General features: G+C 62.7%; 24 protein-coding genes. 15 read left to right on the forward strand and 9 right to left on the reverse strand.

The window, feature by feature from the left end:
- The first annotated feature begins 26 nt into the window (after positions 1–26).
- On the forward strand, positions 27–1,103 hold the full coding sequence (gene ribD / locus SM766_RS03480; protein WP_368947113.1) for a bifunctional diaminohydroxyphosphoribosylaminopyrimidine deaminase/5-amino-6-(5-phosphoribosylamino)uracil reductase RibD: 1,077 nt from the start codon (positions 27–29) through the stop codon (positions 1,101–1,103).
- Positions 1,104–1,113: 10 nt separating this feature from the next.
- On the opposite strand, the gene SM766_RS03485 is transcribed toward ribD, so the two are convergent.
- From SM766_RS03485 to SM766_RS03495, 3 genes are all read right to left on the reverse strand, one after another.
- The gene (locus SM766_RS03485; protein ID WP_368946949.1) at positions 1,114–3,129 is read right to left on the reverse strand and encodes a capsule polysaccharide biogenesis protein; all 2,016 of its coding nucleotides are present in this window, start codon (positions 3,127–3,129) and stop codon (positions 1,114–1,116) included.
- A gap of 7 nt (positions 3,130–3,136) precedes the next feature.
- Positions 3,137–4,270 (reverse strand): polysaccharide biosynthesis/export family protein, encoded by a 1,134-nt coding sequence (locus tag SM766_RS03490; RefSeq protein WP_368946950.1) that lies wholly within the window; start codon positions 4,268–4,270, stop codon positions 3,137–3,139.
- A 96-nt stretch (positions 4,271–4,366) separates the two neighbouring features.
- On the reverse strand, positions 4,367–5,662 hold the full coding sequence (locus SM766_RS03495; RefSeq protein WP_368946951.1) for a capsule polysaccharide biogenesis protein: 1,296 nt from the start codon (positions 5,660–5,662) through the stop codon (positions 4,367–4,369).
- A 221-nt stretch (positions 5,663–5,883) separates the two neighbouring features.
- Between SM766_RS03495 and SM766_RS03500 the strand changes: the two genes are divergently transcribed.
- Both SM766_RS03500 and SM766_RS03505 read left to right on the forward strand, forming a co-directional pair.
- Positions 5,884–6,471 (forward strand): riboflavin synthase, encoded by a 588-nt coding sequence (locus SM766_RS03500; protein ID WP_368946952.1) that lies wholly within the window; start codon positions 5,884–5,886, stop codon positions 6,469–6,471.
- The gene (locus SM766_RS03505; RefSeq protein ID WP_368946953.1) at positions 6,471–7,070 is read left to right on the forward strand and encodes a hypothetical protein; all 600 of its coding nucleotides are present in this window, start codon (positions 6,471–6,473) and stop codon (positions 7,068–7,070) included. Before SM766_RS03500 ends, SM766_RS03505 begins: the two co-directional genes overlap by 1 nt.
- Before the next feature lie 103 nt (positions 7,071–7,173).
- Here the strand turns inward: SM766_RS03505 and SM766_RS03510 are convergent, their stop codons facing one another.
- Entirely contained in the window at positions 7,174–8,226 is a 1,053-nt protein-coding gene (locus tag SM766_RS03510; RefSeq protein WP_368946954.1) for a proline racemase family protein, read from the reverse strand.
- 196 nt (positions 8,227–8,422) lie between these two features.
- Between SM766_RS03510 and ribB the strand changes: the two genes are divergently transcribed.
- The 5 genes from ribB (at position 8,423) to SM766_RS03535 (ending at position 11,513) form a co-directional block, all read left to right on the forward strand.
- Entirely contained in the window at positions 8,423–9,550 is a 1,128-nt protein-coding gene (gene ribB, locus SM766_RS03515; protein WP_065270902.1) for a 3,4-dihydroxy-2-butanone-4-phosphate synthase, read from the forward strand.
- Position 9,551: 1 nt separating this feature from the next.
- A complete protein-coding gene (locus SM766_RS03520) occupies positions 9,552–10,103 on the forward strand; it encodes a 6,7-dimethyl-8-ribityllumazine synthase (RefSeq protein ID WP_274828261.1) in 552 nt (183 codons plus the stop codon).
- On the forward strand, positions 10,100–10,582 hold the full coding sequence (gene nusB, locus SM766_RS03525; protein WP_065270900.1) for a transcription antitermination factor NusB: 483 nt from the start codon (positions 10,100–10,102) through the stop codon (positions 10,580–10,582). The genes SM766_RS03520 and nusB overlap by 4 nt, the downstream gene beginning before the upstream one ends.
- Positions 10,583–10,783: 201 nt before the next feature.
- The gene (locus SM766_RS03530; protein ID WP_274828262.1) at positions 10,784–11,116 is read left to right on the forward strand and encodes a hypothetical protein; all 333 of its coding nucleotides are present in this window, start codon (positions 10,784–10,786) and stop codon (positions 11,114–11,116) included.
- Positions 11,117–11,327: 211 nt separating this feature from the next.
- On the forward strand, positions 11,328–11,513 hold the full coding sequence (locus SM766_RS03535; protein ID WP_065270898.1) for a CTP synthetase: 186 nt from the start codon (positions 11,328–11,330) through the stop codon (positions 11,511–11,513).
- A gap of 13 nt (positions 11,514–11,526) precedes the next feature.
- Here SM766_RS03535 and SM766_RS03540 read toward each other — a convergent pair whose 3' ends face one another.
- A complete protein-coding gene (locus SM766_RS03540) occupies positions 11,527–11,664 on the reverse strand; it encodes an entericidin A/B family lipoprotein (RefSeq protein WP_116560370.1) in 138 nt (45 codons plus the stop codon).
- 191 nt (positions 11,665–11,855) lie between these two features.
- Here SM766_RS03540 and SM766_RS03545 point away from each other — a divergent pair, with 191 nt between their 5' ends.
- The 5 genes from SM766_RS03545 (at position 11,856) to SM766_RS03565 (ending at position 16,244) form a co-directional block, all read left to right on the forward strand.
- A complete protein-coding gene (locus SM766_RS03545) occupies positions 11,856–12,170 on the forward strand; it encodes a TraR/DksA family transcriptional regulator (RefSeq protein WP_065270897.1) in 315 nt (104 codons plus the stop codon).
- 104 nt (positions 12,171–12,274) lie between these two features.
- On the forward strand, positions 12,275–12,784 hold the full coding sequence (locus SM766_RS03550; protein WP_065270896.1) for a PhnA domain-containing protein: 510 nt from the start codon (positions 12,275–12,277) through the stop codon (positions 12,782–12,784).
- A 104-nt stretch (positions 12,785–12,888) separates the two neighbouring features.
- Positions 12,889–13,542, forward strand: a complete 654-nt coding sequence (locus SM766_RS03555; protein ID WP_368946955.1) for a protein-L-isoaspartate O-methyltransferase family protein — start codon at positions 12,889–12,891, stop codon at positions 13,540–13,542.
- A gap of 95 nt (positions 13,543–13,637) precedes the next feature.
- A complete protein-coding gene (locus tag SM766_RS03560; protein WP_274836013.1) occupies positions 13,638–15,056 on the forward strand; it encodes a TolC family outer membrane protein in 1,419 nt (472 codons plus the stop codon).
- Positions 15,057–15,287: 231 nt separating this feature from the next.
- Positions 15,288–16,244: a hypothetical protein gene (locus tag SM766_RS03565; protein WP_368946956.1), complete on the forward strand. Its 957-nt coding sequence runs from the start codon at positions 15,288–15,290 to the stop codon at positions 16,242–16,244.
- A gap of 194 nt (positions 16,245–16,438) precedes the next feature.
- On the opposite strand, the gene SM766_RS03570 is transcribed toward SM766_RS03565, so the two are convergent.
- Entirely contained in the window at positions 16,439–17,902 is a 1,464-nt protein-coding gene (locus tag SM766_RS03570) for a cobyric acid synthase (RefSeq protein ID WP_368946957.1), read from the reverse strand.
- A gap of 235 nt (positions 17,903–18,137) precedes the next feature.
- Positions 18,138–18,455, reverse strand: coding sequence for a DUF6280 family protein (locus SM766_RS03575; RefSeq protein WP_065270891.1), 318 nt, complete (start codon positions 18,453–18,455; stop codon positions 18,138–18,140).
- Between the two features lie 217 nt (positions 18,456–18,672).
- Between SM766_RS03575 and efp the strand changes: the two genes are divergently transcribed.
- The gene (gene efp, locus SM766_RS03580; RefSeq protein ID WP_065270890.1) at positions 18,673–19,236 is read left to right on the forward strand and encodes an elongation factor P; all 564 of its coding nucleotides are present in this window, start codon (positions 18,673–18,675) and stop codon (positions 19,234–19,236) included.
- An 85-nt stretch (positions 19,237–19,321) separates the two neighbouring features.
- Here efp and SM766_RS03585 read toward each other — a convergent pair whose 3' ends face one another.
- Together SM766_RS03585 and ygfZ are read right to left on the reverse strand one after the other, a co-directional pair.
- On the reverse strand, positions 19,322–19,855 hold the full coding sequence (locus tag SM766_RS03585) for an invasion associated locus B family protein (RefSeq protein ID WP_274832425.1): 534 nt from the start codon (positions 19,853–19,855) through the stop codon (positions 19,322–19,324).
- Between the two features lie 99 nt (positions 19,856–19,954).
- Positions 19,955–20,695: a CAF17-like 4Fe-4S cluster assembly/insertion protein YgfZ gene (gene ygfZ / locus SM766_RS03590; protein WP_368946958.1), complete on the reverse strand. Its 741-nt coding sequence runs from the start codon at positions 20,693–20,695 to the stop codon at positions 19,955–19,957.
- A 99-nt stretch (positions 20,696–20,794) separates the two neighbouring features.
- Between ygfZ and SM766_RS03595 the strand changes: the two genes are divergently transcribed.
- Positions 20,795–21,475: a TIGR04283 family arsenosugar biosynthesis glycosyltransferase gene (locus SM766_RS03595; protein WP_368946959.1), complete on the forward strand. Its 681-nt coding sequence runs from the start codon at positions 20,795–20,797 to the stop codon at positions 21,473–21,475.
- The last annotated feature ends 9 nt before the right edge of the window (positions 21,476–21,484 follow it).

The raw sequence follows: 21,484 nt of genomic DNA on the forward strand, positions 1-21,484 counted from the left end.
ATGACATTGCCGTGGATGAACGGTTCATGGCGCTGGCCCTGTCCCTGGGGCGGCGTGGGCATGGCAATTGCTGGCCCAACCCCGCAGTGGGCTGCGTCATCGTCAAGGATGGCCGCATCGTCGGGCGAGGCTGGACCCAACCGGGCGGCCGCCCGCACGCGGAGCCGCAGGCGCTTGCGCAGGCAGGCGCGGCGGCGCGTGGCGCCACCGTCTATGTGACTCTTGAACCCTGTTCGCATCATGGTGCGACACCGCCCTGTGCGCAGGCGCTGATCGACGCCGGGGTGGCGCGTGTGGTCGCGGCCATCGGCGATAGTGATCCGCGGGTTTCTGGGCAGGGGTTTGAAATGCTGCGTTATGCCGGGGTGGAGGTCACCACCGGGGTTCTCGCAGAACAGGCCGCCCGCGATCACGCTGGTTTCTTCCTGAAGACCGAACAGGGGCGTCCCTTCGTTACACTGAAGCTGGCCAGCAGTTTTGACGGGCGGATTGCCACCGGATCGGGGCAGAGCAAATGGATCACGGGCCCCGAAGCACGCCGCGCAGTGCATGCGATGCGTGCCTGTCATGATGCGGTCATGGTCGGCGCCGGAACCGTGCGGGCGGATGATCCGTCGCTGACCGTGCGCGACTTAGGCATCGACAAACAGCCGGTGCGGGTGATTGCCTCCCGCCATCTGGATCTGCCGCTGATGAGCCAGCTGGCCCGCACTGCGCAAGAGGTGCCGGTCTGGCTGTGCCACGGGCAGGGCGCCGATATCGAGCGGCTGCGCGCCTGGGAAGGGCTGGGCGCCCGGTTGCTGCCCTGTGCCAGCCACGGGGTGCAGCTCTCGGCGGTGGATATCCTGCAGCAGCTTGGTCAGGCGGGTCTGACCCGCGTGTTCTGCGAAGGCGGCAGCGCGCTGGCGGCCTCATTGCTGGCCTTTGATCTGGTGGATGAGCTGATCGGCTTTACCGCCGGGATCGGCATCGGCGCCGAGGGGCTGCCTTCGATTGGCGCGCTTGGCCTTGGGCGGCTGGATGAGGCACCCCGTTTTGAACTGGCTGAGGTGCGCCCGCTGGGTGGCGATATCCTGCACCGCTGGCGCCGGGCGCTGAGCTAAGGACGACAGCTCACCGCCACAGGTGGACGTAGGTTGCAAACAGGCCCTGTAGTTTTGACAGGCTGCGGTTGGCAAGGCCAGGCGATGGTTGCTCGCCCTTGATCAGGCGCTCAACCACGACCTCGACAGGGCAGGGCAGCCCTGTGACCGGGTCGTGATAGCGCGGATAGTCGATCAGTACCGCATGAGCCAACCCCGTGAGACCTGGCCGGGCCTTGCGCCAGGCCGGGGCGGAGATGATATCCTGGGTCAGCCCCCAGCCGGCATAGAAGGGGGATCCGACCACGGTCACCTTGACGCCCCTCAGCAGTGCCTCGAACCCCAAGAGCGAGGTCATGGTCCAGACCTCCTGCACGTGATCCAGAAGCGCCATCGGATCGGCATTCTGCGCCACGACATCGGCCAGATCCTCGGGCACGATCTGCCCCTTGCGAAGACCTGCTTCGACATCTGGGTGGGGCTTGTAGATGATCACCGCCTTGGGATTGGCGCCGCGCACAGCGCGCAAAAGATCCAGATTGCTGCGTATCTTGCCCGCCCCCGCCAGGATCGAGGCATCGTCTTCGACCTGACCGGGTACGAGGATCCGGTGCCCCGCGGGCAGATCGGGGATGTCGCCGCCCAGATTGTACTTCGACAGGCTGTTCTGCGTCAGGCTCTTGATCAGATGTTCGGCGCGGCGGGCCTCGGCATCGTGTAGGTCCTCGCGCTGGGCGATCAGATCATCCAGATCCGAGGGCTGGCGCGGATCGTAATAGATCCCCTGACGGTCCAGAACCAGCGACATCGGCGGCACCAGTTCGGCGCCAAGACCGCGGGAGCGCAGAAAGCCGTCCTCTAGATGAAAAGCCCCGGCGTGGGATTTGTCTGCTTTGGAGGCCCAGACCATCCAGTTGCGCCCGCTCTTGCGTGCCTTTTCGGGATCCTCGGTGAACAGCATTTTCTTTTCACTGCCGAAAAAGCCCTGCAGTGGCCGCCGTTTCCACATCCGCATGCCGGAGGCGGCCCAGCCGACGCGATCCTGACGCCAGGCGCGCACGCGGGCCTCCAGCGCGTCGATCACGGTTTCCAGCTCGCACAGCTGGTCGCGGAAGGGGTCGTACCAGGTGGGGTACAGGATCATTGCCGCGGAAAACAGTTGTGCGCGGGTCAGGCGGCGGTTGCGGCGCGGCGCCGGCATCTCGTCCTGCGTCAGGCCCCAACCGGCATAGAAGGGCTGGCCAAAGACGCGCGGTTTGTGGCCAGCCAGAATGGCCTCGAACCCCAGTTGCGAGGAGACGGTATAGACCGCGACCGCACCCTCCAGCAGCGGCCAGGGCGACACGGGACGCGTCAGCAGTTCTATCCGATCATTGGCATCTTCCGGGCCGAAATAGCCAGGCCGGTATCCGGCGCGGGTTTCCGGATGGGTCTTGATCAGAATACGGGCGCCGGGGTTTTCCTCTTGCGCGAAAACCAGCATTTCGCGGAACCGAGCTGCATCTGCTCCTGAGGCCGTGACCGAGGCATCGCCGCGCGCCTGATCCACCACCAGCACGTAACCGGGATCGGGAACCGGCGCTTCGGCAGCATAGGCGTTGTACTTGCTGAGATGCGCATCCATCAGCCGCCCGATGGCATCACGGGCGCGGCGCATCATGCTGCTGTCATCCAAGGGGTGCGTGGCCAGCAGCTGCTCCAGGTCAGATGGCGTGTTGGCGTCGAAATGCACGCCCGAGCGGTCCAGCAGCAGCCCCAGAGGTGGCTCACCCGCGCGGCCTGGATAGACCGAGCGTAGAAAGGCGTCTTCGACCCGCAGCAGGGCAGAACCATATTTGTGAGCGATAGCCTTTCCACGGTGGGCAGTGGGGGAGTTGCCCCAGACCCCGACCAGATCCCCATCGCCGGGTAGCCCCAGCCGGATGTCATAACCGGCAAGGGACAGGATCCGGCGCAATCGGGATTGGGTCAGGAAACCGCCGTTGTAAACAAAAAGCCGGGATGTGTCGTTCCCGGCTTTCGTTATGCCTGTCGGCGACCTTAGCATTGCGGCGTTACCCGCCAGCGATGGACGCGGCGCTCGACAGCGATCCAAGGGGCGTGACCAGCAGGGAAATCGTCTTGGTCCACTGGGTATAGGGCGCCTCGGTGACATAGAGCGTGTCATCATCGCGGATCACGAAATCACGGGCAATGAACAGCCCGTTCGGCTGCGTCAGGTTCAGCACATAGACCATCCGCTGGGCACCGATCAGGTCGTCGCGGCCCAGCACCCGATTGGCGATCTCGGCCGGTTCGTTGCGCAGGATGAACACCCCGGTCGGGTCCGAGGCGGTGGAAATCAGACCGCCAACCTGGGCGATGGCTTCAAGCCCCGACAGGTCCTGGCTTTCAAAGGGAACGCGGGCCTGGGCGCTGGTGGCGCCAAGCGCGGTAAAGGAGCGGGTGTCCTCTTCGACAAGGATCTTGTCACCGCCGCGCAGGGCGATGTCGAGTTCGGGATGATCATAGAGGTCCTGGAACCAGATCTTACCTTGCTGCTTGCCGCGGATCACGGTGACCTGGGCGATTTCGGGCTGGATCGTCACACCGCCAGCCTGGGCCAGCATGGTGGCCAATGTGCGGGTGGGACGCTCGATGGGATAAATCCCCTGTCCGCCCACGGCGCCGGTCAGGCTGACCGTGGCACCATCGCCGGCCAGACGGCGGACCTGCACCTGCGGATCCGGGGTCTGGTCTTCAAGCTTCTTGGTAATCTCTTCACGCAGTTGCTCCGGGGTGTTGCCCGAAGCCCTGAGACGACCGGCATAGGGCACGAAGATATAGCCGGCGCCATCGACCTGCACTTCTTCAAGCGCGGTCGCGTTCGAGGTTTCGGCGGCCAGAAGGCCATCATCTACGTTTTCCCAGATGGTCAGTCCCAGGACGTCGCCGGGCCGGATGATGTCAGAGGTCAGTCGGCCGGCCGAGGTAAAATCGGATGAAAAGCCAAGCGCGGGCACCACAGCGGTTGCCCGAGCCACCCGGTCATTCACGGAAACGATAAAGGCATCGCCCTCTTTCTGCACCGAACCGGCAAAGATCTGGCGTTTGTTCGGGCCAACCTTGGGCAAGCCACAGGACGCCGCAAGCGATACTGCGGCGAGAATCGCGATAGGGCGCGCCCAGCGAAATGGGACGTTTGTCACTGCTCGGTCTCCTCGACCTGTTATTGTTTTGCCTCAATTTTTTCAGACAGGATAGCGGAGCAGGTAACGGAAATCCAGTCTTGCGGTCTGTGCGGCTCAGTTCACGATACGCAACTGTTGCCGAGGAGCCGCTGTGCCACGCCTCAGCGCATCGTAGGGATCGTCCGGCGCCAGCATCATGTCCACCACCTGACGCAGCAATTGCCGCCGTCCTTTGCGAGAGTAGTAGCCCCCCGGCAGTTGCGATGTTTCGAGGAGAAAGCGACGGTAATCCTTATAGGCGCGGTTGTCGGGGCGGGCCGGGGTGGCAAAGAACTCCCCCAGGCTCTGGGTCGAGACGAACTCGGCCTTGTCATAGACTGCGCGGCCAAAGACCTTGAGCGGTATGCCGCGCCACAGGACCTGCTGTCCGGCGGTCGAATTGACGGTAATGGCAGTGCGCGCCTCGTTCAGCAGCTGCGCCAGCTTGCCACCGCGCACGTAGTGAATGCGGTCCTTGATGCCGTGCTCCCGCGCCAGCCTGCGCACCACGCTGCGCAGCGGCACACGGCCATCCTCCAGCGGGTGCGCCTTGATCACCAGATGGTGGTGACGCGGCGCGCTTTCGGCGAAACCGGTGATCACCTCGGCCAGGAAATCGGCCATGCTTTCAAACGGGGAATGCATCTGGAACGAGCTATCATGCTCCAGCTGCAAGAGCGCCAGATGGTAGGGAAAGCCACCGCTGCGGATGCGCCATGTGGCCAGCCGCCGGTCCAGCGCCTGCGCAGGCATCAGCAAGAGCCGTTGCAGGTAGAGCTGGAACTCACGTGCCACCGGCAGTGATCGGTGTGGGCGGAAGTTCCGGTAACGCCGGTTCCGGAACATGACGAACCAGTGATAGAGCGCGCCGTAAAAGATATGCTGCCGCATATCCCCCCAGTGGGATGGGGGCAGCGGCGCCTCCATATCCGACAGGGCCAGTGCCTGCTGCATATCCGGAACTGACATGTCCATCAGCCGGGAATTGCCGTTGGAGCCACCCCGTTCATAGGTCACCCAATAGGGGCGCATGTAACCTTCTTCAAAGACGTGCACGCAGAGGCCCCGCTGTTTTGCGGCCTTGATCGCCTCGGCGTGGATCGGGCGGGTGTCACCGTACAGCACGATATCGGTGATCTGGTGCTGGTCGCAGATCCCGGCAAAGGTCGCGGGCCAGACCTGCGGCGTGCCCTGATAGGGAATGTAGCTGGCCCTGTGGCGCCAGAAGGCGCTGTCCCCGGCGTTGAACCCGACCCGCCATACCGAACAACCTGCCGCGCGCAGCATCGCGCCAAGGCGGTTGAAGAACGGCCCATGCGGCCCCTGCAGAAACAGGAAGCGACGATGCGGATCTGTGTCAGGCTCGGACATGCGATTTCTCGGGTTTCCGGGAATGTACCATTTCCCGGTTAACGAATGACTGGGGCGAAACTAAGGCTGAGGCGGCGGGCGTGCAAACGGGTTCGGTGCCAAGTCACTGCGTGCAGGGCCTGCGGGGACTTGTGAAGCCAGGGTGCAGGCGCTACCTCTTGGCCAACACGGAATGGAGGACGGGCGCTGACCCGTTCGGACGACTGGCAAGGAGCAGCTCCATGTTCACAGGTATCATCACCGACGTCGGCACCATCAAGGCGCTGGAACAAGAGGGCGATCTGCGCGCGCGCATCGGCACCGGCTATGATACGGCAGGGATCGACCTTGGCGCCTCCATCGCCTCGGATGGGGTATGCCTGACGGTAATCGAGCTGGGACCGGATTGGTACGATGTCCAGATCTCTGCCGAAACGGTGTCCAAGACCAACATCGGCGCCTGGACTGTGGGCAAACGCGTCAACCTTGAGCGCGCCCTGAAGGTCGGGGATGAACTCGGCGGCCATATCGTATCGGGCCATGTCGATGGCGTGGCCGAGGTGGTCGATATCACGGATGAGGGCGACAGCACCCGGGTGACCCTGCGTGCGCCCAAGGATCTGGCGCGCTTCATCGCCCCCAAGGGCTCGGTGGCGCTCAACGGGACGTCGCTGACGGTCAACGATGTGGAAGGCAGTGATTTCGGTATCAATTTCATCCCCCACACCAAAGAGGTGACCACCTGGGGGGATGTGAAGTTGGGCGACAAGGTCAATCTGGAAATCGACACGCTGGCCCGCTACGTGGCGCGGCTGGCGGAGGCCGGGTGATGTCTGGTCTGGCATCCGGTGCGGCGCCCGCCGGGATCGGCCACAACAATGGCCCCAGCATGGAGCAGGGCCGGGCCTGGCGCGTACACGCCTGGCGCAGCGCCCAGAAAAAGCTGATGCCCAACACGATCCCGAAACTGGTTCTGCAGATGCGCATCAAACGCGCCGCGGAGCTGGGCATGGATTACAAGACCTACGCCCGCGTGCGGCAGACTTCGGGGCAGGACATCACCGGGCTGCTGTTCTCCTCCAACGCGCTGCGCATCATTGCCTATGGCGCCCATATGCCTGAGCGTGAGCGGCATGCGCTGGAGGCGGTGCAGAACGCCAGCAAACTGGCGCTAGTGCACCGGCCCAATACGCCCGAGGCGGTTCTGGCCGCCCACCCGGTTCTGAACGATGCGGGTGCGGCGCCGCGGTTCAGTGAAAGCTGGTCCGAGATGCGCGTGCGGGTTCAGGACGTGATGCGTCGCCAGGGATTGCCCGGCGCCTCGGTGGTGGTGATCGGGGATGCGCCGCTGGAAAGCGAATGGAGCACCGCCGGGCGCGCAGCTGCCTATCTGTCCGCGAGCGAGTATTTCGCGCATCAGTCCGCCTGAGCGGCCCATCCTGCGAACCGCAGGGAGGCTCCCGCCCCCTGAGCCAGCATCGAAGATGCTGGCCCGAGGCGTTGGGCCAGGCGCGCCGCTGCCGCGGCGCGCATCACCACATATCGCCGACGGTATAGCCCGCAGGAAAAGGATCGCTGGGATCCAGCGTGTAGCTGGACAATCCATAGATCCAGCCTTGCCCGGACAGGGTTGGTACGATGGCGGGGTAGGGGCCGACTTTGGTTTCTTCGACAATACGTCCGGTGAAGGTGGTGCCAAGCGGCCCGGCGTTGACGTAGTCCTGTCCCGGCGCAAGCAGGCCCCGGGCGTGCAGCACGGCCATCTTGGCGCAGGTGCCGGTGCCGCAGGGGGAGCGGTCCAGAATGCCGCTGGCATCCTGAGGGCGGTCCGGATCAAAGGGGCCCGTGGAGAGGGTGATGGCGCCGCGCCCATGGGTGTCTTTGGCAATGGGCGCCCCCCAGAGGTTGGTGATCGTTGGGCCGCTGATCGCGGGGTTCTCCGGGTGGATGACGGGCAGCTGCTCGGCGGTGGCGTGGCGGATGGCCTCGCTCACCCGAGTGATGTCCTTGCCATTGTCTGCCGAAAGATCGACGCCCAGCCGGTCCGCATTGGCCAGAACGAAGAACATCCCGCCCCAAGCGACATCGACCGTGACGGTGCCGAGTCCCGTCACCTCGACCTTGGCGTCCAGATGAACGGCAAAGGCGGGCACGTTGCGAAAACTGACCCGCGTGACCTTGCCGTCACGGCATTCCGCGCGCACCCGGATCAGCCCGGCGGGGGCTTCCAGTGTCAGCTCGGTCACCGGCTCAATCATCGGCAGGATGCCGGTCTCCAGCAGCACCGTCACCACGCAGATGGTGTTGGAGCCGGACATCGGCGGGTATTCGGTCTGCTCGAAGATGATGAAACCGGCGTCCGCCTCCGGATGGCAGAGCGGCACGAGGACATTGCCGCAAAGCCCTGGATTGCCGCGCGGCTCGCGCAGCATCATCAGGCGGATTTCATCGTGGTTGGCCGCCATGTCCTGCATTTTCTCAAACACGCTGGCGCCCTTCAGCAGCGGCATGCCACCGGTGATGACACGGCCCGGTTCGCCCTCGGCTTGGGCTTCAACGGCTTGCAGGATACGGGAAGTGCGCATGGGCTTGGCTTTCGCGTTTGGTCTGATTTTAGTTTTATGCTGGAACGCTAGCAGTCTTCTGCGCATCTGCAAACGTGGCGTCCGTGATTCCAAGAGAGCCAAGCGGGCTGGCCTTTGGGGCGCGGCTGCGCTATTTCGCTGGCAACGCGGCAGCGCCATTCGAGGGCCTGCGACACGGATCATGAAAGGCCATGACATGAGCTTTGAAACACCGGGGCCGGTCGAGGCCCGCCTGCGCGACGCAATCAGCCCGATTGAAGAGATCATCGAAGAGGCCCGACAGGGCCGCATGTTCATCCTTGTGGACCACGAGGACCGCGAAAACGAAGGCGATCTGGTGATCCCGGCGCAATTCGCGGATGCCGATGCCATCAACTTCATGGCGACACACGGGCGCGGGCTGATCTGCCTGCCGATGACCGCGGACCGGATCGACAGCCTCGGGCTGCCGATGATGGCGGTCAACAATTCCTCCCGGCATGAGACCGCCTTTACCGTCTCGATCGAGGCGCGCGAAGGTGTCTCGACCGGCATTTCCGCTGCTGACCGGGCGCTGACCGTCGCGACCGCGATCAACGAGCAGAATTCGATGGCGGAAATCGCAACGCCGGGCCATGTCTTCCCGCTGCGCGCCAAACGCGGCGGCGTTCTGGTCCGTGCGGGCCATACCGAAGCGGCCGTGGATATCTCGCGCCTCGCCGGGCTGCATCCGTCGGGGGTGATCTGCGAGATCATGAAGGAAGACGGCACCATGGCGCGGCTGCCCGATCTGGTGGACTTCGCGGCTGAGCACGGCCAGAAGATCGGCACCATCAGCGATCTGATCGCCTATCGCGCCCGCAACGACAATCTGGTCACCGAAACCTCACGGGAGATCGTGAATTCGGAATTCGGCGGCGAATGGGACATGCGCCTGTTCACCGACCAGACCCACGGCGTTGAACATGTGGTGATGATCAAGGGTGACATCACCACGCCCGAGCCTGTTCTGGCCCGCACCCATGCGCTGCACGAGGCGACGGATATTCTGGGCCTCGGTCCCAAATCCGCCCGTCAATTGCCCCGCGCGATGGAGATCATCGCTGCCGAGGGGCGCGGGGTTGTGACCCTGTTCCGCCAGCCGCGCAACGCGCTTTATGCCTATGAGGATGACGGGTCGCGCACGGTGACCATTAAACAGACCGGCATTGGCGCGCAGATCCTGTCGAACCTCGGCCTGAAGGACCTGATCCTGCTGACCGACTCCCCCTCGACCAAATATGTGGGTCTTGATGCCTATGGGCTGTCCATCGTCGGCAGCCGCCCCATCCTGAAGGAAGACTGATATGGCCGGACACGAAAGCCACTACATCCTGCCGCGTCCCAGCTTTGACAAACCGGTCAAGCTGCTGATCGTGGTTGCGCCTTACTACAAGGACATCGCCGACAATATGGTGGCTGGTGCCAAGGCCGAGATCGAGGCCGCAGGCGGCACCTGGGATCTGGTCGAAGTGCCCGGCGCGCTGGAGGTTCCTACGGCGATCTCTATTGCCGATCGCACCTCGAACTTTGACGGCTACGTGGCACTGGGCTGCGTGATCCGCGGCGAGACCACCCATTATGATACGGTCTGCAACGACAGCAGCCGCGCGATCCAGCTGATGGGCCTGCAGGGCCTGTGCATCGGCAACGGCATCCTGACCGTAGAGAACCGCGCCCAGGCCGAGGTGCGCGCCGATCCCGCCGATCAGAATAAGGGCGGGGGCGCTGCGGCTGCGGCCTTGCATCTGATCGCACTGACGCGTAAGTGGAGCGCCCAGAGCAAGGGAGTCGGCTTTAAGGCCCCTTCCGAGGCCATCCAGCTGGCTGGCACAGACAACGGATCCACCACGGCATGACCAACCCAGACAGCGCCCCGAAGGGCAACGGCAAGACTCAGATGAAATCGGCGGCCCGGCTTTTTGCCGTGCAGGCGCTGTTCCAGATGGAGCACAGCAGCCAGACCTACGACAAGGTGATCGTCGAATTCGAGGATCACCGTTTCGGCGCTGTCTATGAAGGTGATGAATACGCCGAGGGTGACCCCAAGTTATTTCGCCAGCTGGTCGAAGGCGCCGTCAATCATCAGGCCAAGATCGACCAGATGACCGACCGCGCGCTGGTTGCGAAATGGCCGATTGCCCGGATCGACCCGACCCTGCGGGCGCTGTTCCGCGCTGCAGGCTCGGAACTGGTCGAGACGAAGACCCCGCCCAAGGTGGTGATCAACGAATTCGTCGACGTGGCGCGCGCGTTTTTCCCCGAAGGCAAGGAGCCGAAATTCGTCAACGCGGTTCTGGATCACATGGCCCGCGAAGCGCGCCCCGAGGCGTTCTGAACCTTCTTTTCAGGTGACCTTTGCAATCAGGCGCACCCCGGTGCGCCTGTTTTTGTTTTTACAGGGGGGGGATCGTTATTCGTTCCGATCGTGGAGGAGATGCAGGACAAATTCCGCCGATCGCATGTATTTTCCGCTTTATTCTCTGGACCGCCTGCCGCCGGGTGCTAACATTAAGAAGCAGCCTATGGAGGGAATCTCATGCCAAAGCTCATTCAACTCTATATCCGCAACGTTGCGCTGGGGTTCGGAATCGCTGCGGTCTTCGTCGGGCTGCTGCTCTGGTTCAACGTAATGAACCTTTGGGGGCTGGTCAGCACGTCTGATGTCGGGCTTTTGGCGATTGGCATTCTTTGGTTCATGAACGGGATTGTTTTTGCCGGGGTGCAATTCGCTTGGGCGGTGATGTCACTGGCCCGCGATGATGACGCAGGGCCGCGCCGGGGAACTCCGGTGGTGAACCATTTTGAACCGATCCGGGTAAAAGCCGTGGCGCCGCGCCCGCAGGATCGCCGGAAACAGCCGCGCGACTGACCTCTGGCCCAATTCACACCATTTTGAATATAGACTGAGGTGGGCAATCGTGAGGTTGTCCGCCTTGAAGTTGTGAGGGGCCTGCCATTCAGGTGCGCGCAGTGCCGAAGCTGACCCAGATCAAGGCGATTGCCAGCAAATTCTGAAACATGATGGCATGGGTCCGGTTCACCGACAGGACCCCGATTCATCTATTCGGAAAGGCCATCACATGTATCGTCTTGCTTTCATCCTGCATCTGTTTATCGGCTCCACCCTTGCAGGTAGCGCCGTGGTAGCGGCCTTGGCCACGGGGCAGGACAGCCTTCAGCCCATCCTGATCGCGGCAGCGCTTGGCTTTATCGCGGCCTTTCCGGTGACGTGGCTGGTCGCGCGCAAGCTTTACAACCTGCGCTGACCTGCGCCCAGCCTTACAGTTTCTTCTGAATGTCGTCGGCCGCCTGCTCAAGGGCGGTTCCGGCTTTGTTGATGTCGCGGCCCGCACCTTTTGCGGTTTCGCAGGCAGCAAGGCTCAGCAGGCTCAGGGCAATCAGGACATGTTTGATCATGGTGTACTCCATCGTTCTTTGCGTGTTGTCTAGCATCGCCTGAGATGAGCAGCCAGAGGCGGAAAGTCGCTGCTCATCGAGCTGCGCGGTTCGACAGCTTTGTTGATGGAGGTCAATGTTCTCTAATAGGTGTTCGGGGATAAGCACGTGGCAACATGTGCCGAACACGACCTATCGGGAGGATTAGACGAATGGCATTTGAGATCCGTAAAGAGGCGCTTGAGGCGCGGCGTAAGGCCCTGACAGGGCATCTGGTCGAGGTGGAGCACACGCTGGACGCGCCCATGCCCAAGGATTGGGAGGACCGATCGTCCGAGCGGCAGGGCGACGAGGTGCTGGAAAGCCTTGGCAAGGCTGAACTGGATGAGCTGCGCCAGATCGATGCGGCACTGGCGCGTATCGAAAGCGGTGACTACGGTTTCTGCCAGATCTGCGGTGATGCCATTTCGGCTGAACGGCTGGACCTGCTTCCTGCGACACCTTTTTGCAAGAAATGCGCCAAATAAGACTGGTGACCGGGGCATAGGCGCGCGTGGCGTCGGGCGGTGCTTTCCTTTGGCGCGCGCCGGGTCTAAAGCGATCATAGCTATTCTGACACGGAGATACCCTTATGCCCTGCGCCCTCTGTTCCGCCGACGCGCCCCTGTCCTTTGTTGAGGTTCCGGGAGGGCCGGACGGCGCCGGGGTTGAGATCTGTGCCACCTGTGCGGAGCAGATCGCCGGAGATCTTGATCCCAACCACTGGCGCTGCCTGTCATCATCGATGTGGTCGGAAGAGCCTGCCGTGCAGGTGCTGGCGGCGCGTCTTCTGGCACGTCTTTCCGATCAGGACTGGGCCCGCGATCTGGCCGAGCAGCTGTGGCTGGACGATGAAACCCGCGCCTGGGCCGACAATGTTCCGGCGGCCAGCGCCCATGTGGACAGCAACGGGGCGCCTCTGGCGCAAGGTGATAACGTTGTCTTGATCAAGGACCTTCCGGTTAAAGGGGGCGGGTTCACCGCCAAACGCGGTACGGCGGTGCGCGGTATTTCCCTGGTTCAGGACAACCCCGAACACATCGAAGGGCGGGTCGAGGGTCAGCGGATCGTCATCCTCACGAAATTCGTGAAGAAGAAGTAGATGCCGCATGGCATCAGCCCAGCAATTTCCCAAAGCCACCGTTGCCGCGCCTTCCGCGATGTGGCACAAGCAATATCAACAGACTGAACAGACGAGTTTAGCACATGACTGACTTCGCCGAACGTCGCCGCATGATGGTCGACACCCAGGTCCGCCCCTCGGATGTGACGAAATACCCGATTATCGAAGCGATGCTCGCGGTACCTCGCGAAAGCTTTGTGCCTGATGCACAACGTGAAGCCGCCTATGCGGATCAGAACATCGATCTTGGCGACAGCCGCGTCCTGCTGGAGCCGCGCACCCTGGCCAAGATTCTGGATGCACTGGATATCCAGAATGATGAGATGGTGCTCGATGTGGCTTGCGGGCTGGGCTATTCCACGGCTGTGGCTGCCCGCGTTGCCCAGATGGTGATCGGCGTCGAGCAGGACGAGGACATGGGCCGCGACACTCAGGATCAATTGGCCGAGGCCGGAGCTGACAATGCCATCGTGCACGTTGGTGCGTTGGCCGAAGGCGCGGCGGAACATGGTCCCTATGATGTGATCATGATCCAGGGTGGTGTCGAAGATGTTCCTTCGGCGCTGCTCGAACAGCTGCGCGATGGTGGCCGGATCGCCGCGGTCTTCATGACCGGCGCGCTGGGAGAGGTGAAGATCGGCCATAAGACAGGCGGCCAGGTTTCCTGGCGTTTTGCATTCAACGCGGGCGCCCCGGTACTGCCGGGCTTTGAAAAGGTTCGCGAATTCGCACTATAACCCGCCGGGGCAGAATATTCCCGCGTCCCGGGCAGGGGGCGCGGGGTGAGGCAAACCAACCGCGGCTGGCGGCGCGGCAAACGATAAGGCAACCGATGCGAAAGAAATTCTCGGTCCGTTTTTTGAAAACGTTTGTATATGTCGGCGCAGTTGCAGCGGCGCTGGCCGCGCCAAAATCCGCAGTGGCGGACAACCTGTCGGACGCCATGATAGGCGCCTACAAAACCAGCGGATTGCTGGAGCAAAACAGGGCGCTGCTGCGCGCCACGGATGAAAGCGTCGCTGTTGCAGTGGCCCGTTTGCGCCCGATCGTTGATTTTGCGATGACCGCAAGTCACCGCTACAGCCGGGGCATCTCCACCTTCGGGTTCCGCGACCACGATACCAATGGCCTTGATGTCGGTGTCTCGATGGAATGGCTGCTTTACGATGGCGGCGCCTCGCGGCTGGGTCAGCTGGCGGCGCAGGAAACGGTTCTGGCCACCCGTCAAAGCCTGCTGGATATCGAACAGCAAGTTCTGTTTTCCGCCGTTCAGGCCTATGTGAACGTGCTGTTGCAGCAGGACACCGTGCGCCTGCGGGGCAACAACCTGCGTCTTCTGCGCGAAGAACTGCGCGCCGCTCAGGACCGGTTCGAGGTCGGCGAAGTGACCCGCACCGATGTTGCCCTCGCCGAAAGCCGTGTGGCAGCCGCGCAGGCCAGCCTCACCGAAAGCCAGGGCGATCTGCTGGAGGCCAAGGCGACCTATATCGAGGTGGTCGGCAACCCGATCAACGTAGTTGCAGGCCAACCGCCGCTGCCGCAGCGGGTTGCCTCCTTGCAGGCCGCTGAAAGCGTTGCGATGCGCAATCATCCCAGCCTTCTGGCGCGTCAGCATTCGGTGAAGGCAGCGCAGCATACTGCGGCCAGCACTGAAAAGAACCTTGGCCCCAGCGTGCGCCTGCGCGCCGATGCAGGCCATACCTATGATCTGAACGGCAACGGCGATTCGGATACCTCAGGTGTTAGCCTGACCTTGTCCCAACGGCTTTATGCGGGCGGCGGGCTTGCCGCAGCGCGGCGGGCAGATATTGCCCGGCTGGATGCCGAAAAGGGCGCGCTGATCTCCACCCAAAGATCCGTGACCCAATCGGTGGCGGCGGCCTATGTGTCGCTTGAAGCAGCGCGGGCCAGCCTTGTGTCTTCGGTCGAGCGGGTGCGGGCGGCGCAGGTCGCATTCGAAGGGATCCGCGAAGAGGCTACGCTGGGCGCGCGCACGACACTGGATGTGCTGCAGGCCGAGCAGGAACTTCTGGGCGCGCAGACCGCGCGGGTGCAGGCGCGAGCCAATCAGGCGCTGGCGGCCTATCAGTTGTTGCAGGCGCAGGGCCTGCTGACAGCCGAGCATCTGGGGCTTGCCGTCGAGATCTATGATCCGACCCTGTACTATAATCTGGTCAAGGACGCTCCGGCCCATATCAGCAAGCGTAGCAAGGATCTGGACCGGGTCCTGAAGGCTCTGGGCCGCGACTGACGCGCGTTCTGGCGGCGGGTGCTGCCGGGAACAACTGAAAATTTACCCTAATTGTTGTGTGGCCGCCGTTCGGCGGCTACAGTTGTGTCACTGGCTAAAGTGGTGCTGATTATTATGTCCGAACCTGTGACGCAGGCAGAAATCGAAGATGTCCTTTCCTCTATCCGTCGTCTCGTGAGTGAAGACGACAGAAAAGGGGCTGCCCGGGTCACCGGGGCTGAAGAATCTGCGTTGCCAGAGACGGAGCCAGCCGAACCACGGTCCGAGAAGGCGGCGACGCGACTTGTGCTGACTCCTGCGCTACGGGTGTCAGAGGCCAAGCCAGAGGCGACCGACCCTATCGATACAGCATATGCGCGGGAGGTACCCCCTGAGGTTACCGACAGCAGCGACAGTTCGATTCCCGCGGTGGAATTCGATACAGACCTCGCCAGGGTGGCCACTGATGAGACAGCCGCAGGGGCAGCGGGGCAGGCCGTTGATCCGGCAGAAGAAACACCGGCAGAGGAAGCCCAGAGTACTTCCGATGAGGATGCCACTGATGCGGGGGAAGATGCGCCCTGGAAAGATCCCTGGGCGACCCTCTATCAAGCGGCGGGCGTAACCGGAGTTGAAGGCTTTCAGGATGCTTCTGATGAGGTAGAGGCGCAGTTTGAAGCCTCCCTGTCCGATGCAATGCTGGAAGAGACTGGCCCAGCTGACCGGGTGTTCGCCGTTGTGCAGAAAATTACGGAGCTGGAAGCCAAGGTTGCGCGCTCCGAAGAGCAATGGGAGCCAGACGGCAGGTCCAGCGACCCCTATGCAGGCACCAACGTTGAAACGCTGCAGTGGCAGGATCATCATGACGAGGATCTGCATCCTGAGGAGACCGCTGAACAGCATGAAGAAGTTGTGTCCTGGCCTGACAGCGCGACTGCAGAAGCTGCTGGTGAAGATGCCGACTTTGGGACCGAAGCTGATCTTGTCGACCCGGCACGCGGCATTGCCGAAGAGGCCATCACAGCCGAGACGCTGGACGCGCTGACTGAAGAGGACAGCTATCTGGACGAAGACAGCCTGCGCGAGTTGGTGGCCGAGATCGTACGCGAAGAATTGCAGGGCGCGCTTGGTGAGCGCATCACCCGCAACGTCCGCAAACTGGTGCGCCGGGAAATCCACCGGGCGCTGGCAGCACAAGAGCTGCTCTGACCTCCTGCGCTACGGCATTAGGTGGCATTGGTTGCCTCCTGAGTTACGGTCATGTCCCGTGTAAGTGGCGCGCAAGCCGAACATAAGGGCAGAGCGCTCCCGCCCGGATCGGGCATTTTTCAATTCCCCTCTCCCGTTGGGTCGGGCGCCGGGCTGCGCTCGGCGCGGTCGCGCTCTGGCACGGGGCGCTGCGCCTATGTGCGCGGGCTGACGGGCTGCGACAGCTCGAGTAGTTGATTGAGGTCCATGTAGTGCTCCAGATGCGCTGCAAGATCGTCGAGAGCCGCATCGACGCCATCTTCGTAGGAAGTCCGGCTTTCGTGCCCCAGATCGGCCAGAAAGGCAGCGCGGAAGGCATCGGAGCTGAACAGCCCATGCAAATATGAACCGCGCACGCGCCCATCCGGTGACGCCGCGCCCTCGGCCCGGCCTTCGACGCTGAGCCAGGCACGGTCTGTATCGGGGCCACTGGTGCGCCCCATGTGGATCTCGTAGCCAGAGACCGGCAGGTTACCGTCCCGCGTGGTGGCCTCGGTCAGGGTCACGCGCTTGTCGCCCACCATGGTTGTATGCACGTCCAGCAGGCCAAGCCCGGCCACCTTCCCGGGGCGACCGTCGACCCCCTCCGGATCATCAATGGTCTGGCCAAGCATCTGATAGCCGCCACAAAGGCCCAGCACATGACCACCGCGCCGGTGGTGGGCGAGGATGTCGATGTCCCAGCCTTGGGCGCGCAAGAAGGCGAGATCGCCAATCGTGGATTTGCTGCCGGGGATCAGAACCAGATCCGCATCGCCGGGCAGGGCGCGCCCGGGGGGCACGATCTCGACCGTCACATCCGGTTCGGCGGCCAGCGGATCCAGATCATCGAAATTCGCCATCCGCTCCAGCTGTGGCACCACCACCTTGCAGGCGCCGCCCGCGCGGGAGGCGATGTCCATCATATCCTCGGCTGGCAGTTTCCAGGCGTTCCAGAACCAGGGAACAACGCCCAGTGATGGCCAGCCGGTGCGGGCCACGATGTCATCGCGCCCGCCGTCAAACAGGCTGAGATCGCCGCGGAACCGGTTCACGGCAAAGCCGACGATGCGTTCCAGATCCGCAGGCTCCAGCACTGCCTTGGTGCCGACGATCTGCGCGATGACGCCGCCGCGGTGAATGTCACCAACCAGTACCACCGGCACCTCTGCCGCGCAGGCAAAACCCATATTGGCGATGTCGCGCGGACGCAGGTTGGTTTCCGCCGGAGAACCGGCCCCTTCGATCAGCACCAGATCAGCGTCAGCGGCCAGCCGGTAATAGCTGTCGAGTACAGCCTCGAGCAGCCCCGATTTATCGCGCATGAAGGATCTGGCGCCTTGGGTTCCGCGCCGTTTTCCCTGAACGATGATCTGCGCACCGGTATCGGTTTCGGGCTTCAGCAGCACCGGGTTCATATCCGTATGCGGCACGCGCTTGGCAGCGCGGGCCTGCAGCGCCTGCGCGCGGCCAATTTCGCCACCTTCGGGGGTGACAGCCGCGTTGTTCGACATGTTCTGCGGTTTGAACGGCGCCACACGCAGGCCGCGCCGCGTATAGGCGCGCGCCAGCCCCGCAACCAGAAGCGATTTTCCGACATTGCTGCCGGTGCCTTGGATCATCAGTGCCCGTGCCGTCATGCGCCTGCCTTACTGCTCACCCTTGTTCGCGCAGACAGTTGCAATGCGGGCGGGCGCAGGTCAACGGCAATCGAAAGCATTGCCTGATCGGATGGCCGGGCAGGGGCCTGCAGAAGCTGTGCGGCGTTATTGGGGGTCAGGAGGTGTACGGAAAGCGCAGGCGAAAAAAGCGGAGCCACAAAAGAAAAACGCGCCCCCCAGGACGCGCTTTTCTGTGTCTCAATGGCAGCTTAGATCAGGCAGCTTCGGCCTGTGCAGCATTGCGGCGCTCGCTTTCTTCACGCGACAGTGCGACCGAAGTCCGCACGCCACGACCGACGAATTCCATCAGCCCTTCGACCACGCGCTCGTTCGGGTCGATCCCGGCGCAGGAAAGGACTTCACGGCCATCGCGAGAGCGCGCCCACCGCGCGATCTGCTCGGGGCCGTTCCCGTATTTCTTGTCGTCAGCGATGGCGTCGTCCAATGCGGCCAGCACCACGGCGGCAAAAAGTTTGCGTGCGCGGTTGCCTTGCTCGTTATTGTAAGCGGTGCCGTCAACGAAATCTCGCATCCCGTTTCCTTTGTTGTTCTTGCTATTGCAATTTCGGCGTGGCGCTCCTTATGACGGAACTATGACGATTCGGATAGCCCGTAGATGCATAGCTTTCATGCGATTTGTGCATAGCTTGCCGGGGGTGCCCACGAGATATCGTTGTCTTGCCAGCCGAGTCCACGCCAGATATAGGGGCAGTTAAGAGTTCATCAACCACCCGAGAGGGATTTTTCCGATGCCCAAGATCAACGGTAACGAAATCCGCCCTGGCAATGTTCTGGAGCACAACGACGGTCTGTGGGCCGCTGTGAAGGTCGATCACGTCAAACCCGGCAAGGGCGGCGCCTTTGCTCAGGTCGAACTGCGCAACCTGCGTAACGGCTCCAAGCTGAACGAGCGGTTCCGCAGCGCCGACAAGGTCGAACGTGTGCGCCTTGAGCAGAAAGACCAGCAATTCCTGTATGAAAACGACGGCATGCTCGTGTTCATGGACACCGAGACTTATGAGCAGATCGAACTGCCCGCCGATCTGCTGGGGGATCGTCGCCCGTTCCTGCAGGATGGCATGACCATCGTTGTCGAGTTCTACGAGTCCGAAGCTCTGAACGCCACCGTGCCGCAGAAGGTCACCTGCAAGATCGTCGAAACCGAGCCGGTTGTAAAAGGCCAGACGGCTGCGAATTCCTTCAAGCCCGCGATCCTTGATAACGGTGTCAAAGTCATGGTGCCGCCCTTCGTCGGTCAGGACGAGATGATCGTGGTGAACACCGAAACCATGGAATACTCCGAGCGCGCCTGATCCGGCCTGCTGCATTGACGCTATAATGCCCCGCGCAGTCCTGCGCGGGGTTTTCTTTTGCATAACGTCTTTGCGTTCTTTGCGGTCAGTCGAGCGATAGGCTGAAGCCGCAGACATCCATCATCTTGCCATAGGCCGCCGTGAACCCGGCGAGAGAGGCGTGGAAGATGGTGCGGCCGCCCGCCTCGATCACCATGCTGCTGCCCTTTTTCATGGCCTTCAGGACCGGCCGGTTGTTGGGCAGGTTGATCGCGGCCTCGGCGTGCGCAAGACCTTCATTCGTGAGCGTGACGAAGGCGGCGCCGGAAAAGATGGTGCCGGTGTCGACGCGGAACTGGATGACCTGACCGTCCTGCATCTGCGTGGTGTAATGGCGCGGCGCGGTTTCGCTGATCACCGGGTAGGGGTAGAAATCCGGCGGGCCGACATCGCCGTCCGACACCTCAAGGCGCAGCACCGGGTCGCCATCGCCGCCGGTCGAGGCCGCACAGGTGCGGCGCAGGTCTTCGCCAGTGTCGATCTGCTCGCTCCAGACGCGCCAGTCCTTGTATTCCCAGTAATCGGCTGCACCTGCCTGCAGGGGCAGGCTGGTCAGGGCCAGCAGAAAAATCGCACGCATTTGAGTAATCCCTCAGTGATACCGTCGCCGCCATAACATGCCGGCATCTGCGTATCTAAACCCAACAGGTTAAATGAGGCTTGCGTGCTGTAGGGCCGCCTATTCGGACCAGGAGAGTCTTGCCTCGCCTGCCTGCAAGTCTTTGTCCCTAACACGGTCATAGCGCAGATAGGCAATCGCCTTGCCACCGCTTTGCGTGAACAGGGTGCCTGCGGCCTTGTCTCCGGCGGTGATATCGGTGCCCACGGGGGCTGTGCCTTCGATCTCCACGATCTGCAGCCCCTTGCGCAACTCGGTCTTGTGTTTCATCCGGGCGGTCACCTCTTGTCCGACATAGCAGCCCTTGCGGAAATCGACCCCGTTCAGCGCCTCGAACCCGGCCTCAAGGATATAGCTGTCCGGCGTCAGTTCGACGCCGCTTTCGGGTATGCAATGGGCGATGCGCAGCGCATCCCAGTCGCTGCCGTCATCGCCGCCCTCCGCGCCATAAAGGCGCCAGCCCATATCCGGGTGGCGCGGATCGGCAAAGGCGCCTTCGGGGGCGGGGCCGGTGCCTCGACGCACCTGCAGATCCGTGACCTCGATCTGAACATCGGCGCGCAGGCGGTACATCGACAGGCGTTTCATCAGCCCTTCGGCCAGATCCGCGTCTACATCCAGCAACACATCTGCACCGTCAGGGGCCAGAAAGAAATCGGCCAAGTATTTGCCCTGCGGCGTCAGCATCGCGGCATAGACCAGCACGTTCTGGTCCAGTTTTGCGACATCGTTGGTGACCAGCCCCTGTAGGAAGTCACGGGTGTCGGGGCCGGACAGGCGAAGAATTGTGCGGGCACTCATGTCTGTTCTCCAGTTGATGGGGGCGGATCAGCAGATCACCATGTTCTTGTTTCAGCAAGTGATATAGAAATCACAGCCGAGTTGAACAGGAAACTGCCCATGCCCGCTCCGATCAGTATCGTGATCCCGACACTCAATTCCGAGGCGGAACTGCCCGGCTGCCTTGAGGCGCTGATGGAGGGGTTGGCCTCAGGACTGATCCGGGAGTTGGTGATCTCGGATGGCGGATCGCAGGATCACACGGCCACCATCGCCGAAGAGGTCGGTGCCGAACTGCTGTGCGGCGCGCCGTCGCGGGGCGGACAGCTGCGCCGGGGCTGCGAAGCGGCACAAGGCGACTGGCTGCTGATCCTGCACGCCGATACCCGACTGTCCGCGGGCTGGAGCGATGCGGTGTCCCGCCATCTGGAGCAGGGCGAAGGCAGGCCGGGGTATTTCCGCCTGGCGTTCCGGGCCCGGGGGCTGCGCCCCGCGCTGGTGGCAGGCTGGGCGAACCTGCGGGCGCGTCTGTTTGGTCTGCCCTACGGCGATCAGGGGCTGCTTGTGCGCCGCAGCGATTATGAGGCAATGGGCGGCTACCTCGATCAGCCATTGATGGAGGATGTTGCCCTGTCGCTGCGCCTGAAGGGTCTTGTCGAGATCCCGGTTCAGGCGCGGACCTCGGCCGCGCGATACGAGCGCGACGGCTGGCTGCGGCGCGGCGCCCGCAATCTCTGGACACTCGCGCGCTATGCCCTTGGCGTCAGCCCAGAGCGGTTGGCGCGGGCCTATCGCAAATAACCCTCTGCT

Source organism: Pseudophaeobacter sp. A-200-2 (genome assembly GCF_041008815.1).
Lineage (GTDB): Bacteria > Pseudomonadota > Alphaproteobacteria > Rhodobacterales > Rhodobacteraceae > Phycobacter > Phycobacter gallaeciensis_A.